Source organism: Amycolatopsis sp. NPDC050768, assembly GCF_040654155.1.
Lineage (GTDB): Bacteria > Actinomycetota > Actinomycetes > Mycobacteriales > Pseudonocardiaceae > Amycolatopsis.
The window spans coordinates 82,626-96,860 of sequence record NZ_JBFAHL010000006.1 but is presented as its reverse complement, the minus strand read 5'-3'; the positions used below and the strand labels follow the sequence as shown (position 1 = coordinate 96,860).

At 71.7% G+C, this 14,235-nt stretch carries 13 protein-coding genes; 6 read left to right on the top strand and 7 right to left on the bottom strand.

What is annotated here, in order from left to right; all coding sequences use genetic code 11:
* Positions 1-4 precede the first annotated feature (4 nt).
* Together AB0H62_RS19110 and AB0H62_RS19105 are read left to right on the top strand one after the other, a co-directional pair.
* Positions 5-214: an MbtH family protein gene (locus AB0H62_RS19110; protein WP_220240961.1), complete on the top strand. Its 210-nt coding sequence runs from the start codon at positions 5-7 to the stop codon at positions 212-214.
* Between the two features lie 221 nt (positions 215-435).
* The gene (locus AB0H62_RS19105) at positions 436-2,106 is read left to right on the top strand and encodes a DUF885 domain-containing protein (RefSeq protein WP_360587186.1); all 1,671 of its coding nucleotides are present in this window, start codon (positions 436-438) and stop codon (positions 2,104-2,106) included.
* A 68-nt stretch (positions 2,107-2,174) separates the two neighbouring features.
* On the opposite strand, the gene AB0H62_RS19100 is transcribed toward AB0H62_RS19105, so the two are convergent.
* From AB0H62_RS19100 to AB0H62_RS19090, 3 genes are all read right to left on the bottom strand, one after another.
* On the bottom strand, positions 2,175-3,251 hold the full coding sequence (locus tag AB0H62_RS19100) for an iron-siderophore ABC transporter substrate-binding protein (RefSeq protein ID WP_360587184.1): 1,077 nt from the start codon (positions 3,249-3,251) through the stop codon (positions 2,175-2,177).
* Between the two features lie 82 nt (positions 3,252-3,333).
* Positions 3,334-5,109: an ABC transporter ATP-binding protein gene (locus AB0H62_RS19095; RefSeq protein WP_360587182.1), complete on the bottom strand. Its 1,776-nt coding sequence runs from the start codon at positions 5,107-5,109 to the stop codon at positions 3,334-3,336.
* The gene (locus AB0H62_RS19090; protein WP_360587180.1) at positions 5,106-6,797 is read right to left on the bottom strand and encodes an ABC transporter ATP-binding protein; all 1,692 of its coding nucleotides are present in this window, start codon (positions 6,795-6,797) and stop codon (positions 5,106-5,108) included. Before AB0H62_RS19090 ends, AB0H62_RS19095 begins: the two co-directional genes overlap by 4 nt.
* Positions 6,798-6,911: 114 nt before the next feature.
* Here AB0H62_RS19090 and AB0H62_RS19085 point away from each other — a divergent pair, with 114 nt between their 5' ends.
* Both AB0H62_RS19085 and AB0H62_RS19080 read left to right on the top strand, forming a co-directional pair.
* Positions 6,912-7,964, top strand: coding sequence for an iron chelate uptake ABC transporter family permease subunit (locus AB0H62_RS19085; RefSeq protein ID WP_360587178.1), 1,053 nt, complete (start codon positions 6,912-6,914; stop codon positions 7,962-7,964).
* A complete protein-coding gene (locus AB0H62_RS19080) occupies positions 7,961-9,001 on the top strand; it encodes an iron chelate uptake ABC transporter family permease subunit (RefSeq protein ID WP_255638047.1) in 1,041 nt (346 codons plus the stop codon). The genes AB0H62_RS19085 and AB0H62_RS19080 overlap by 4 nt, the downstream gene beginning before the upstream one ends.
* Before the next feature lie 3 nt (positions 9,002-9,004).
* Here the strand turns inward: AB0H62_RS19080 and AB0H62_RS19075 are convergent, their stop codons facing one another.
* The 4 genes from AB0H62_RS19075 to AB0H62_RS19060 all read right to left on the bottom strand — a co-directional run bounded on the left by AB0H62_RS19075 (position 9,005) and on the right by AB0H62_RS19060 (position 12,564).
* Complete coding sequence (locus AB0H62_RS19075) at positions 9,005-9,844, bottom strand: DMT family transporter (protein WP_220240950.1); 840 nt, start codon at positions 9,842-9,844, stop codon at positions 9,005-9,007.
* 82 nt (positions 9,845-9,926) lie between these two features.
* The gene (locus tag AB0H62_RS19070) at positions 9,927-10,346 is read right to left on the bottom strand and encodes a barnase inhibitor (protein ID WP_360587176.1); all 420 of its coding nucleotides are present in this window, start codon (positions 10,344-10,346) and stop codon (positions 9,927-9,929) included.
* Positions 10,347-10,523: 177 nt separating this feature from the next.
* Positions 10,524-11,699 carry a serine hydrolase domain-containing protein gene (locus AB0H62_RS19065; protein WP_360587174.1) on the bottom strand — a complete coding sequence of 392 codons (1,176 nt, stop codon included), beginning with the start codon at positions 11,697-11,699 and terminating at the stop codon, positions 10,524-10,526.
* Between the two features lie 484 nt (positions 11,700-12,183).
* A complete protein-coding gene (locus AB0H62_RS19060) occupies positions 12,184-12,564 on the bottom strand; it encodes a hypothetical protein (protein WP_360587172.1) in 381 nt (126 codons plus the stop codon).
* A gap of 426 nt (positions 12,565-12,990) precedes the next feature.
* Between AB0H62_RS19060 and AB0H62_RS19055 the strand changes: the two genes are divergently transcribed.
* Both AB0H62_RS19055 and AB0H62_RS19050 read left to right on the top strand, forming a co-directional pair.
* A complete protein-coding gene (locus AB0H62_RS19055) occupies positions 12,991-13,503 on the top strand; it encodes a DinB family protein (RefSeq protein WP_220240947.1) in 513 nt (170 codons plus the stop codon).
* A 17-nt stretch (positions 13,504-13,520) separates the two neighbouring features.
* Entirely contained in the window at positions 13,521-14,231 is a 711-nt protein-coding gene (locus AB0H62_RS19050) for an MBL fold metallo-hydrolase (RefSeq protein WP_220240946.1), read from the top strand.
* Positions 14,232-14,235 lie beyond the last annotated feature (4 nt).

The window sequence follows — 14,235 nt, the reverse complement described above, 5'->3', positions numbered from 1 at the left end:
CACCATGACCAACCCCTTCGAAAACCCCGACGGCACCTACCTCGTGCTCGTCAACGACGAGGGCCAGCACAGCCTGTGGCCACAGTTCGTGGCCGTCCCGGCCGGCTGGACCACCGCCTTCGGCCCCGACGCTCGCCAGCCGTGCCTCGACTACGTGGAACAGAACTGGACGGACCTGCGGCCGAAGTCGCTCATCGAGGCCATGGAGTCCTGACGCAGCAACACGAAACCGCCCGGGCGGAGAGCTTCCGGCCGGACGGTTCGGTGTTTCAGGCTCTGTGCTGAGGTTCGTTGACGAGCGACGGCTTCTCTCGGGTTGGGAACTCGGAAGGGGGACTGCAGTCGAAGACGACTCACCACGCTGTGGGCGTGCCCGCGACCGATCAGGATCGGGATGACACGATGAGTGGGTCCGGTCCGGCCGTTGGGGGAACGATGTCCGAGGTCACGAAGCTGGCTGATGAGCTCCATCGGACGGTGCTCGACCGGTTCCCGATGTCCGCGATCGTGCAGGGCATCCCCGGCTATGGCGACCGGCTGCCCGACTACGGCGAAGCCACCGAATCGGACTTCGCCACCACCGTCGCGCGGATCGCGGACCGCGCCGAACGGCTGGACCCGGCCGAGCTGACCGCCTCCGAGCTGGTCACCCGGGCGGTCGTCGTTCAGCAGGCACGGATGCACAGTCAACGGGCCGAGGGCCGGTGGACCGAGTTCACCGTCAGCGACTTCATCCTCACCCCTGTTCCCGGGTTGCTGCTCGATCTGGCCACACTGCCGCTGACCATGGGCGAGGACCTTGTGGGCCGATTGCGTAGCCTGCCCACGTTCTTCGAGACGCTCACCCGGCGCCATCGCGACGGCATGGCGGCCGGGCTGCTCCCGGTCGCGCACCTCGTGGTGGCCGCCGTGAAGCACCTCGACGACCAGCTCGCCGACCTCGGCACGCTGCGCCGGTCGGCTGAGGGTGCGCTCGGCGACCGTTGCGACGAGATCCTCGGAGAGGTTGCCGCCCCCGCGATCCGGGCCTACCGCGACGTGCTGACCAGCGAGCTCCTGCCACGCGGCCGCGACGCTGACCACGCTGGGGTGTGTTGGCTGCCGGGCGGGGAGATCCGGTACGCGGCCGCCGTGCGCGGACACACCACGACCGGCCTTTCGCCGGACGAACTGCACCGGATCGGTCTCTCACTCGTCGCCGAGCTCGGCGAGGAGTACGTGGCGCTCGGCCCGGCGGTGTTCGGGACTTCGAGGCTGAGCGAGATCTTCGCGCGGTTGCGGGGCGACCTGACGCTCCGGTTCCGCACCGGGGAGGAGATGCTCCTCGCGGCCCGCGACGCGGTAGTGCGGGCAACGGCGGCCGCACCTGGTTGGTTCGCCGCCATGCCTTCGTCGGAATGCGAGGTGGCCGCGTACCCACCTACGAGCTCGTCCCGTGTTCCCTCCGCCTATCTGGTCGGCAGCCTCGACGGTGCCCGGCCGGGCACCTACTTCGTGAACACGAGGAGCCCCGCCGATGTCCCGAGGCACAAGGCGCAGGTCACGGCGTTCCACGAGGGCGTGCCGGGTCACCACTTCGAGATGACGCTGAGCCAGGAACGCACGAACCTGCCGCTGCTGCGCCGCACCGCGCAGGTCACCGCGTTCCGCGAAGGCTGGGCTCTCTACGCCGAACGGCTGGCCGACGAGATGGGTCTGTACTCCGGTCCGCTCGACCGGCTGGGCATGCTCGCGATGGACTCCAACCGCGCGGCCCGACTGGTCGTCGACACCGGGCTGCACGCCAAGGGCTGGAGCCGCCGGCGCGCGGTGGAGTACCTCCTTGCCAACACCCCGATGGCTCCGGCGCTGATCGAGTCCGAAGTGGACCGTTACCTGTCGGAGCCGGGGCAGGCCCTGGCGTACATGGTGGGCCGCCGTGAGATCGGCCGACTGCGTAACCAGGCCCGTCACGTGCTCGGCAACCACTTCGACCTTCGCGCTTTCCACACGGCAGTACTTTCCGAGGGCCAGGTGCCATTGTCCGTTCTCGACGAAATCGTCACTACGTGGATCGGCTCGTGTACTCCACCGAGGACTGAGTCCGCTGGCTCGCCGGCAAGCTGAGTCGGCAGGCAGTCACAACGCCCGGCCGGAGGACGTCTCCCGGCCGGGCGTTGGGGCGTGCACAGGGATCAGGCCGCGGGCTTCACGTCCGTGGCCGGATTGCCGTCGACGGCGGCGGCGAGCTGGGGGACGATCCGCTCGAGCGTGTAGGGCAGGCTGAGCACGCTGACGAACGACGTGGCGCTGCCGTAGGTGCTCGGGTCTTCGATGAAGACCTCGCGCTTCTGCTTCGCGACGTTCAGGCCCGAGTACAGCTTGTCCTTCGCCAGGGTCGCTTGGCCGCCCGGGATGGTGTCGACGATCCAGACCAGGGCGTCGACGTTGAGGAGGTCGGTGCGTTCCGCGCTGATGTTCGCGCCGAACTTGTCGCCGATGAGCTGGTCGAGGTTCGGGGGCAGCTGGAAGCCCAGCGAAGTCAGGATGCGCGAGCGCGGGTCCTCGCTGCCGTAGACGAAGTAGCCGTCGTACTGGGTGGCCATCAGGGCGCTCTTGCCGGCGAACTCCGGGTGCGCGGCGCGGGCCTTGGCGAACTGGTCCTCGACCCCGGCGACGAGCGCGTCGGCTTCCTTCGCCTTGCCCACGGCTTTGCCGACCGTCCTGGTCGTGTCCTGCCACGGGATGCCGTAGTCGTTGTACTGCTTGGGTTGCGCGATCGTCGGCGCGATCTTCGACAGGGTGGTGTACTGCTCCTGCGTGAGCGCCGAGTACAGGCCGATGATGAGGTCCGGCTTCAGCGCGGCGATCTTCTCGAACTGCGGCCCGTCGGCGTCCTTCAGGACGGTCGGCAGCGGCGCGTTGCCGAGCTGCGCCTTGGCCCACGGCGCGATGGCGCCGGGGAAGTTGCCGAGCCAGTCGGTGGTGCCGACGGGCACGACGCCGAGCGCGAGCAGCGAGTCCTGCTCGGTGAGGCCGACGGTGACGACGCGCTGCGGCGCCTTCTCGATCGTGGTCGAGCCGTACTTGTGCTCGATGGTGACCGGGAACGCGCCGGGGTCCGTGGCGTGGGACTCACCGGTCGAGCCCGGTGCCGCGGGGGTGTCGGAGCCGCACGCCGTGAGCGCGCCGGTGAGCACGAGTGCCGCGGCGAGCGCCCCGGCGGTCCGGGCGCGCCCGCGCGCGGCGGACAGGAGGGAGAAGCGGGCCATCGTCGGTCCTCTCGATTAATCAGGTTTGCCTAACCTAAGTCAGACCGCCCTGTCGATGCAACCACGTCCACCGCGGCGAGCCTCACTCCGTTACCGGGTCGTCCACCCGGCGCGTCCCCGACCACGCGGCCCACAACGTCGCGTACTGCCCGCCCGCGGCGACCAGCTCGTCGTGCGTGCCCGTCTCCACGACCGCGCCCGCGTCGAGCACCACGATCCGGTCCGACGCCGCCGCCTGCGTGAGCCGGTGGGCCACCACGAGCCCGGTCCGCCCCGCGAGCGCCGCCGCGGCGGCCGCCTCCAGCGTCTTGGCGCCCGCGCTGCCCGCTTCGGCCGTGGCTTCGTCGAGGATCGCGACCGGCGGGTCGGCCAGCACGAGCCGCACGAGCGCGAGCTGCTGCGCCTGCGTGACGGTGAGCTGATGCCCGCCGTCGCCGACGACCGTGTCGAGCCCCTCCGGAAGCGCCTGGGCCCACTCCAGCGCGCCGACAGTGGTCAGCGCCGCGCGAAGGTCCTCTTCGGACGCTTCGGGCCGCGCCAGCCGCAGATCGTCGGCCAGCGTGCCGCTGAAGACGTGCACCTCCTGGCTGATCAGCGCCACGGTCCGCCGCGTCTGGGCCGGGCCCAGGTCGGCGAGCGCCACGCCGCCGAGCGACACCGAACCCGAGCCCGGCTGGTGGATGCCGGCGATGAGCTTCGCCAGCGTCGTCTTGCCCGCGCCACTCGCGCCGACCAGCGCGACGCGTTCGCCGGGCGCGAGTTCGAGGTCCACCTCCCGCAGCACCGGGTGACCGTCCACATAGGAGTGTCGCAACGCGCCGGCCTTCACCGACGAGTCGACCGGATGGGCCGGCTGCTGCGGCTCGACCGGTGCCGGCAGGTCGGCCACGCCGATCAGCCGCGCGAGGCTCGCCGCGGCCGCCTGCGCGTCGTCGACGAGCGCGAGCGCCGTGTTGATCGGACCGAAGAGGCTGTGGAAGTACAGCGCCGCCGCGGTGGCGACACCGACCGTCGCGAGGTTCGCGCCCACGAGCAGGTAACCCGCCGCCAGCACGGCCGAGAGCCCGATGAACTCCGCGAGGTTCAGCCGGCCGAAGAACCGCGTGACCAGGCGGATCCCGCGCAGCGCCAGCTCGACCGCGCCGTCCGAACGCTGACGCACTCGCTCCACGTGCTCGTCGGCCAGCCGGAACGCGCGCACGGTCTTGGCACCGCCGATCGTGTCGAGCAACTGTTGCTGCTGGGCACCGACGGCGGCCCGCTGCGCCGCGTAGAGCGGCTTCGCCTGCCGGACGTACCAGCGCACGGTGTGCAGCTGGATCGGCACGGCGAGCAGGGCCGCGAGGAGAAACCGCCAGTCGAGCACGGCCATGGCCACGAGCGTCAGCACGATCGTGAGCACCGACCGGCCCAGCTCCGGCAGCGCCTCGCGCACGGCCTCGGCGACGACCGACACGTCGTTGGTCACGCGCGTGGTGAGGTCGCCGGAACCGGCCTTCTCGACCTGTTCGAGCGGCAGGCCCAGCGCGCGGTCCACGAACCGCTCACGCAGATCCGCCAGCATCGTCTCGCCGAGGCGCGCGAGCATCGAGGTCCCGATGGCCGTGGCGATCGCCGACGCGACCGCCACGAGCACGAGCTCCACCACCGGTGTTACGAGGTCTGTGGCCGGGCGGTGCTGCGCGACGATGTCGACGACGCGGCCCAGGAGTGGCGCGGTGAGCAGGCCGACGGCCGTGGCGGCCACGACGAAGGCGAACGACCCGGCGGCGCGCGCCTTTGAGCGGCGCAGCAGTTCGCCCAGTACGGCGCGGATGCGGTGCCCGTCCGCGGTCGGGAGCAGTTCGCGGGTGCTCACGAGAGCACCGCCGCGCGGTAGTCGGCGCGCTCGCGCACGAGGCCGGCGTGCTCGCCTTCGGCGACCACGCGTCCTTCGTCGAGCAGCACCACCCGGTCGGTGGCCGCGAGCAGCGCCGGGCTGGTCGTCACCACGATCGTGGTGCGGCCGCGGCGCAATCGGGCGATGCCTTCGGCGATCCGGGCTTCGGTGACCGTGTCGACGGCCGTGGTCGGGTCGTGCAGCACGAGCACCGGTGTGTCCGCCGCCAGCGCCCGCGCGAGCGCGACGCGTTGTCGTTGCCCGCCCGAGAGCGAGCGCCCCCGTTCGGTGACGGCCGTGGCCGTGCCGGACGCCAGCGTGCTCGCCACCTCGTCGGCGGCCGCGGCCGCCAGCACTCCGTCCGGCACCGCCGGGCCACCCGCTCGCACGTTCTCCTCCAGGGTTCCTTCGAACAGATCGGCGTCGTGGGCGGCCACGAGCACCACCTCACGCACGCGGTCCGGGTCCACAGTGGACAGGTCGACCGCGTCGACGCGCACCGTGCCCGCACCGGGGTCGGTGAAGCGGCCGAGGCAGTCGAGCAGGTCGGTGGCCGTGGCCGGGTCGGCGGTGACGACCCCCAGCAGCTGTCCGGCGGGCACGGACAGGTCGAGCTCCCGCAGCTTTCCGTGCGTCACGCGGGAAAGCTCGATCCCGCCCGCGGCCGACGCCGGCAGCGACGCGCTGCCCTCGGGCACGGCGAGCGGGGAGTTCAGCACGGTCGCGACGCGCCCGGCCGACGCGCGGCCCTGCGCGAACTGGCCGTTGACCCACGCGAAGATCGAGAACGGCGTCTGCAGGAACTGCGCGAGCCCGACCGCCGCGACGAGGTCGCCGACGCTGATGTCGCCGTTTGCCGCCAGGTTCCCGCCGACGAGCGCCACCAGCGCGATGAAGATGCCCGTCAACGCGAGGAGCGCGCCGTTGTGCCAGGCCTGCGCGCGGGCGGCGCGCACGGTGGCCAGCAGTGAATCCCGGCTGGTGCGGCGATACCGGTCGACGGCGGCCGGTTCGGCGCCGATGCCCTTGAGCACCCGCAGCCCCGCCACCAGGTCGGCCGCGACGCCTGACGCGTGCGCCGCGCGCTCCTGCTCCACCTCACTGCGCTTCTCCAGCGGCTTGCCGATCAGGTGTGCGAGCAACAGCAACGGGGGAGTGCCGAGCAGCACCAGCAGGCCGAGCGGCACCGACATCCGCAGCAGCGCGACCGCGCTGACTACGAGGCCCGCCAGCGCCGAGATCCCGAACGGCACCGTCGCGTTGATCATCCCGACGCGGCGCGCGTCCGACGTCCCGATGCTGGCCAGCTCACCCGCGAGCGCGCCCGTTTCGGTGCCGCCCCGCGAATGCAGCACGCGCCGCGAGAGCGAGAGCCGGATGTCGTGCGCCGCGCGCTCGGCGGCGCGTTCCGCGGCCCGCGCGCCGAAGCGGTAGCTGTAGGACAGCACCAGGAACACCACCGCCAGCACCCCCAGCCAGGTGAGCAGCGTGAGCACGGAGCTGTCGGCCACGGCGTGATCGATGACCACGCCGATCACCACGGGCACCAGGGCTTCACCCCCTTGGTGCGCGGCGGCGAGAACGGACGAGAGCGTCACGGCCCCCCGCTGTCCGGAGATCGCGTGCCGCAGCACGTCCCGCCCGGTCGTCGCTGCAGCCGTCGTCACCGGCGCCCTCCCCTTCGCTCCACCTGCTCAGCGTGCCGCCCGCACCGCATCTTGATAGGTAAGGCTAGTCTAAGAACCGCCCGCGAAGGAGTGCCCGGTCCCCAGGAGGTGTCGGTGGTCGTCAGCGTCAGCCCACCCGTGGCGGCGGGGCCACCCGCACACCGGGGGCGGGCCCGAACCCGGCGCGGCGGCGGCCTGGTGTGTGCCGTCGCGCTGCTCGTGCTGATCATGCTTGTCAGCCTCTGGGTGGGCTCGAAGAGCATCCCGTTCGGCTCGACCTGGTCGGTCCTCTGGCACAACGACGGCAGCGCGGACGCGGTCATCATCCACGACCAGCGCCTGCCCCGGACGCTGCTCGGCGCCCTCGTCGGCGCCGCCCTCGGGCTCGCCGGCGCGGTAATGCAGGCGCTCACGCGCAACCCGCTCGCCGACCCGGGCCTGCTCGGGGTGAACAACGGCGCTGCCGCTGCGGTGGTCTCGGCCATCGCGTTCACCGGCGTCACGACCGTCCTCGGCTACGTGTGGTTCGCGTTCCTCGGCGCCGCGGTCGCTTCGGTGGCCGTCTACCTGCTCGGCACGGCCGGCCGCGGCGGCGCGACGCCCGACCGGCTCGTGATGTCGGGCGCGGCGTTAACCGCGGTGCTGCAGGCCTACATCGGTGCGGTGCTGCTCATCGACCCCGACACGTTCAACCAGTTCCGGTTCTGGAACGTCGGCTCGCTCAGCGGCCGGCGCGCGGACGTGCTGGTGCAGGTGTCGCCGTTCATCGCGATCGGCATCGTGCTGGCGCTGCTGCTCGCGCGGCCGCTGAACGTGCTCGCGCTGGGCGAGCAGACCGGCAAGGCGCTCGGCGCGCACATCGGCCGCACGCGGGTCCTGGGCGCGATCGCGGTCACCCTGCTGTGCGGCGCTTCGACGGCGGCCATCGGGCCGATCGCGTTCATCGGCCTGGCGGTGCCGCAGGCGGTGCGGATCCTGGTGGGTCCGGACCAGCGGTGGGTGCTGCCGTACTCGATGATCCTGTCGCCGGTGCTGCTGATCGGGTCCGACGTGATCGGCCGCATCCTCAACCCGCCGGAGGAGCTGCAGGTGGGCATCGTGACGGCGTTCCTCGGCGCGCCGGTGTTCATCGCCCTGTGCCGGCGGCGGAAGCTGGCGCGCCTGTGACCGCGATCGAGGAACGTCCCGTCCGGGTGCGGCGGGTTTCGCTGCGCGTGACACCGCGCGCGCTGGCGGTGGGCATCGTGCTTGCCGTGGCGCTGCTCGTGCTCAGCGCCGTCAGCATGACGACGGGTGACTACCCGCTGTCGGTCCTCGACGTCGTGAAGACGCTCTTCGGCTTCGGCGACGCGGGCACGGAGTTCATCGTGACCACGCTGCGGCTGCCGCGGCTGCTGCTCGCGATCCTGGTCGGCGCGGCGCTCGCGGTGAGCGGCGGCGTGCTGCAGAGCCTGTCGGGCAACCCTCTGGGCAGCCCGGACGTCATCGGCTTCACCGAGGGGTCGGCGACCGGCGCGTTGCTCGTGATCGTGCTGGCGCACGGCGGTTCCGGCGAAGTGGCGCTCGGCGCGCTCGTCGGCGGGATGCTCACGGCGCTGGCCGTCGGGTTGCTCGCCTACCGGCGCGGGCTGCAGGGGTTCCGGATGATCCTGGTCGGCATCGGGGTCGCCGCCATGCTCACGGCCGCGAACTCGTACCTGATCACGCGGGCTTCGCTGCAGGACGCGTACGCCGCGCAGGCGTGGCTCGTCGGCGGCCTCAACGGCCGCGGGTGGGACGAGATCTGGCCGGTCGCGATCGCCGTGGTGGTGCTGCTGCCGCTCGCGTTCGGCTACGGCCGCCGGCTCGCGCTGCTGGAGATGGGCGACGACTCGGCCAAAGGGCTCGGCGTGCCGGTGGAGCGCAGCCGGGCGATGCTGCTCGCGGTGGCCGTGACGCTGTGCGCGATCGCCACCGCGGCGACGGGACCCATCGCGTTCGTCGCGCTCGCCGCGCCACAGCTGGCGAAACGGCTGGCGCGCTCGGCGAAACCGGCGCTCGTGTCGTCGGCCTTGATGGGCGCGCTGCTGCTCGTGGCCAGCGACCTGGTGACGCGCCTGGTGTTCGGTGAGGAAGGGCTGCCGGTCGGCATCGCGACGGGCGCGATCGGCGGTCTCTACCTGATGTGGCTGCTGTCGAGCCAGTGGCGGCGCAACCGCGGCTGATCCTCAGACGGGCTGCTCGATCGGCGCCGGCTCGCCGAACCGGGCGAGGGCGAGCGCCGCGGTGACCGCGAGCACGAACCCGGCGACGGCCACGATCACGAAGCCGGGCCGCGTGCGGTCGCCGAGCAACACGACGCCGATGAGCGAGGGCAGCACTGTCTCGCCGAGCACCATCATCGCGGTCGACGTGGTCACGCTGCCGCGCTGCAACGCCGTGGCGTAGAACAGCATCGCCATGCCGCCAGAGACGGCGACGATGTAGAGCGCGGGGTCGGTCAGCAGGTCGAGCGGGGCGAGGCTCGGGATGATCCGGCCGGCCACGGCGACGAGCCCGAAGCACAGGCCCGCGATCAGGCCCAGCGCCGGCGTCCGGACGCGGCGCCCGGCCTTGCCCGCCGCGATCCCGGCCAGCCCGAGCACGACCACGGCGCCCGCGAGCGCCAGCCGGAAGCCCAGGCCCACCTGGTCCGAACCTTCGCTCTGCGCCGACGAACCCAGCAGCGCGAGCCCCGCGCAGACCACGACCACGGCCGCCCACTCGCGCGCCCCGAGCCGCACGCCGAACACCCGAGCGGCCACGGCCGTCACCGCCAGGCTCGCCGCCTGCGTGGCCTGCACGACGAACAACGGCAACACGTGCAGGGCGGCGATCTGCGCGACGAACCCGAGCACGTCCAGCCCCAGGCCCGCCACGTACTTCCACTGCCGCAGCACCCGCAGCAGCAACCGCGGGTCGACTCCCGCGCCCGCGTCGGGCGTCGCCTTCGCCGCCACGGCCTGCATCACCGAAGCGACGCCATACGCCACGGCCGAGAGCAGCGCACACAGCAGTCCCCACACCATGACTGTCACCCTATTCCGGGCGATCGAGCGGAGGTCAGGCTGTTCACCCGGCGGGTGTGCGGTCCGGTTCGGACAGCGCCGGTCAGGCCAGTTCCAGCAGGATGCCGTCCTCGGATTCTCGACCACCGGGGCCGTGGATGCGGATGATGTCGACGATCGCGTCGAACAGGGTCGGGCCCTCACCGCGTTGGGCGGCGGCGATCCTGGCGGCGACGGCGGAGCGGTTGCCCGGGTGGCAGACCAGGAGATTCTCTTCCAGCCAGTGGACTGTCGCCTCGTATCCGAGCGCGCGGCGAGACACGTCCGAGTCGAGCCAGCGCAGGACCCAGCCGCCGTCCGGGGTGCCGAAGCCGCCCCGGAGCACGTCGTTGAAGGCGTCCAGGCTCCCACGCCAGCGGTAGCCGTCGAGCAGGCGCGAAAACTCGCGGACGAAGCCCGCGAAGTCGGAAAAACGGGATCCGTCGACGAGCAACACCGGAAGGTCCTCGTCGTTGCCGGTCATGGTGCCAGCATGGCATGACCCGCGTTGCAGGGTTCCCATCACGTCGAACACGAGTTCGAAGGTCGAGCGTGCCTGGCCCGATCCGCTGACCGGCGACGAGCTGATGTGACTGCGTGAAACGCCGTGAAGGGCGCTACCCCGCAACGGGAAGAGCGCCCTTCACGGTTCTCGCCGGGTTCAGAGCGAGGCGTAGAGCGCCCGCTCGAAATCCGCGTACATCTGGAGCTGCCCTGGCGGGACGAACGGCAACGACTGCGAGTAGATCGCGCCGGCTATGCCGCTCGCCGGGTCGACCCAGAAGTGCGTGTTGCACAATCCCGCCCACGCACCGCTGCCGGGCGCGCGCATGCCCGGCTGCTGCGCCGTGGTGAGCACCAGGCCCCAGCCCCACTTGAGGCCCGGGCCGAGGTCGAGCTCGTGCGTCGTCGCCGGGTCCGCGGTCGGGATGTGCGCCGGGAACTCCATCTCGCCCACCTGATTGGTGAACGCCTCGTCCACAGTGGACTGCTGGAGCACTTCGACCCCGTCGAGCGTGCCGCCGCCGAGCAACATGCGCTGGAACTTCAGGTAGTCGCGCGGTGTGGAGTAGAGCCCGTGGCCGGCGGTGTAGTACTCGGGCTCGGTCGGCAGGTCGATCTCCGTGACCGCCCAGGTGCCGTCCTTATCCTGCACGTGGACGGGCACCAGGTTGGCCCGCTGCTCGGCGCTCGGGACGAACGTCGTCTCCGCCATGCCGAGCGGGCCGGTGATGTTCTCCTTGAAGTAGACGTCGAGCGACTTGCCGGACGCGGCCTCGACGACCCGGCCGAGCCAGTCGGTGTTGATGCCGTACTCGAATGTCGTGCCCGGGTCGGCCACCATCGGCCCGTCGAAGATCACGGTCTTGCCGGCCAGCACGTTCGGTGTGCCGGTGGCCTGCTCCCACTTGAGGATGTCGGCGTTCCAGAACCAGTAGCTCAGGCCGCTCGTGTGCGTCACCAGCTGTGCGACAGTCGCACGGCTCGCGGGCGGGCGCAGCACCGGGTTTTCGCCGTCGAAGCCCTCCAGCACCTGGATATCGGCGAACTCGGGCCGGTAGGTGTCGATGGGGGCGTCGAACTCGAGCTCGCCGCGGTCGCGCAGCTGCAGCGCGGCCACGGTGCCCACCATCTTGGTCATGGACATGATCCGGAAGTGCGAGTCGGCCGAGACCGGCTCCGGCGCCCCCGCGGCACGGGGTCCGGCCGCGCCTTCGTAGATGATGCCGTCACGATCCGCCGCGACGGCGACGACGTTGGGCGCGTGCCCAGCGCCGACCGCGTCTCGTAGCACTCGGTCCATAGCCGAGGTGTCGATCGTCGAAGTCGAGCTCACCGTTGAGTTCCCCTCATCACGTGTTGTGAGTCCTGCCGGAACGACGGCCGCGGATGCGCCGCCACCAATTGCGCGCTCGCGAACGGAGCGTGCCTGCCACCAGGACGATGGCGCTCGGGGCTCCGGCGGGGCGGCGGGTGCCCCGCGGAACCGCGGTCTTCTCCACCGCCACCCGCGAACTGCTCGAACATCCGCCGGCCGACGTCGCCGGCGAATGCCCGGCCGAACTGGGCGATCCGCCCGGTGAGGTAAAGGCAGTGATGGCCCGCAGCCGCGCCCCGCCTGGCCGGTTCCTCGGCGACCAGCACGGTGCCGGCCTGCGTCCGGCCGCCGGCGTCCTCGCCCTGGGCCGACGACGCGGAACCTATGTGCGCCGGCGAACGAGAGCCGGATCGAGCCGACGGCCACCCGCGCCCGGCCGCGGTAGCGGTCGTCGCCGAGGTGCTTGGTGAGCTCCGCGCCAGGACCGGGCGAGGAAGCGTCATCACCGCTTTCCCCTCGTGGCGAAACGGTACGCGTGCGCCGGGTCCCGCGCACCCAGTGCGGACAGCAGGCGGCGCCGGTGGGCGGGCGAGCCGTGCGGGTCCGCGGCCGTGTCGACGAGCTCGCCGGCGAGCGCCGCCGCCGGTTCGGCGCGGGCGTCCGCGTCACTTCCGACTTCGCGCACCATCGGGGTGACATCGCGAGTGACTGCCCGGTCGGACGCACCGAAGGCCGTCAGCACGGCCTCCTCCACCTGCCCACCGGACACCTGGACCCGGATCGCGACGCCGGCGAGCGCGAAGTCGCCGCGGCGACGGGCGACCTCGGCGAACCCGAAGCCTTCCCCCGCACGCGGCAGCGGGAACCGGACGGCGGCGAGCACGTCCCCAGGGCCGAGGTCGCTCGACTGAGCACCGTTGAAAAACCAGGGGTGAACAAACTTCTCACCACCGCGGGGTCCGACCTCAACCGGCGAAAAGGATCGGCAGCGCACTCCCACGTCACCGACGTGGCCGACCCCGGCCGACCGTTCGGTTACCGCGATCTCGGCGCGCAGACGCACGGTCGCGGCGTCTGGGTCACCGAGGTCGGCCAGTACCAAGGCCTGCGGTTCGGGTGCGTCGGCCCGGCCCCAGCTGTCGGCGGACGCGGTGAAGTGGGCAACAGCCTGTTCGGCGCGGGCGCAAGGCGCATCCGTGATGTGGACCGGGGGTCGGCGTGGGTGACAACAGGCGCCCACAGCTGCGACGAAACACCGGCCTCGTGCACGTTCGTCGGTGACCTGGTCCGCGTTGTAGACTCCGCAGCCATGTCGAACACTAGTTCGAAGGTCGAGCGTGCCTGGCCCGACCCGCTGAGCGGCGACGAAATGACCGTCCAGCTGCGGTTCCTCGGGTTCCTGAGGGCGACCGCGGTGAACAAGGTCGCGGGCCTCACCCGGGAGCAAGCGGTCGCGACGCCGTTGCCGAGCTCGCCGCGGATGAGTGCGCTCGGGGTGGTGAAGCACCTGACGGCCGTCGAACGGTGGTGGCTCTCGATCGAGGCCGGTGGCTCCGACGCGCCGTCGTTGTGGCCGGGTTCGCCGGACCCGAGCTGGGACCTGGCCACCGGCGACGACCTGGCGTCGATGGTCGCCGCCTACCGCGCCGAGTGGGAGCGGACGGCTGTCGCGCTCGCGGGTCTCACGCCCGAGGAGCGGACGCGCCGCGGCGGGGAGTTCACCGTGCGGTGGGTACTGGCCCACGTCGTGCAGGAGACCGCCCGCCACGTCGGCCACCTCGACGCGCTGCGCGAGCTGGCGGACGGAGACGTGGGGGAGTGAGCCGATAGGCTGCCCGCATGGCAGACCAGCTGTACTTCCGCCAACTGCTCGCCGGCCGGGATTTCGCGGTCGGGGACCCGGTCGCGACGCAGATGGTCAACTTCGCCTACCTGATCGGCGATCGCGAGTCGGGTGAGGCCGTGATCGTCGATCCGGCCTACGCGGTGGGCGACCTGGTGCAGGTGCTCCGCGACGATGGCATGCGCCTGGTCGGCGTGCTCGCCACGCATCACCACCCCGACCACGTCGGCGGCGACATGATGGGCTTCTCGCTGCCCGGCATCGCCGAGCTGCTCGCGATCCAGCAAGTACCGATCCACGTCAACACCGAAGAGACCGAGTGGGTCCGCCGCGTCACCGGCGTGTCCGACACGGACCTGCGCGTGCACGACCACGACGACGTGCTCAGCGTCGGCGCGATCGACATCCGGCTCCTGCACACGCCCGGCCACACGCCGGGCAGCCAGTGCTTCCTCGTCGGCGACCGGCTCGTCTCGGGCGACACGCTGTTCCTCGAGGGCTGCGGCCGCACCGACTTCCCCGGCGGCGACGCCGACGCGATCTACCGCAGCCTCCAGTGGCTCGCGACGCTGCCCGGCGACCCCGTCGTCTACCCGGGCCACCAGTACTCGGCCGAGCCGTCGGCCGCGCTGTCGCACGTGAAGGACACGAACTTCGTGTTCCGGCCGCGTTCGCTCGACGAGTGGCACCGGATGTTCGGCGCCTGACGCC

Bases quoted from the DNA above. Each gene is read 5' to 3' on its own strand.
- AB0H62_RS19110 (WP_220240961.1), top strand. From the start codon at position 5: ATGACCAACCCCTTCGAAAACCCCGACGGCACCTACCTCGTGCTCGTC.
- AB0H62_RS19105 (WP_360587186.1), top strand. From the start codon at position 436: ATGTCCGAGGTCACGAAGCTGGCTGATGAGCTCCATCGGACGGTGCTC.
- AB0H62_RS19100 (WP_360587184.1), bottom strand. From the start codon at position 3,251: ATGGCCCGCTTCTCCCTCCTGTCCGCCGCGCGCGGGCGCGCCCGGACC.
- AB0H62_RS19075 (WP_220240950.1), bottom strand. From the start codon at position 9,844: ATGGTGTGGGGACTGCTGTGTGCGCTGCTCTCGGCCGTGGCGTATGGC.
- AB0H62_RS19070 (WP_360587176.1), bottom strand. From the start codon at position 10,346: ATGACCGGCAACGACGAGGACCTTCCGGTGTTGCTCGTCGACGGATCC.
- AB0H62_RS19055 (WP_220240947.1), top strand. From the start codon at position 12,991: ATGTCGAACACTAGTTCGAAGGTCGAGCGTGCCTGGCCCGACCCGCTG.
- AB0H62_RS19050 (WP_220240946.1), top strand. From the start codon at position 13,521: ATGGCAGACCAGCTGTACTTCCGCCAACTGCTCGCCGGCCGGGATTTC.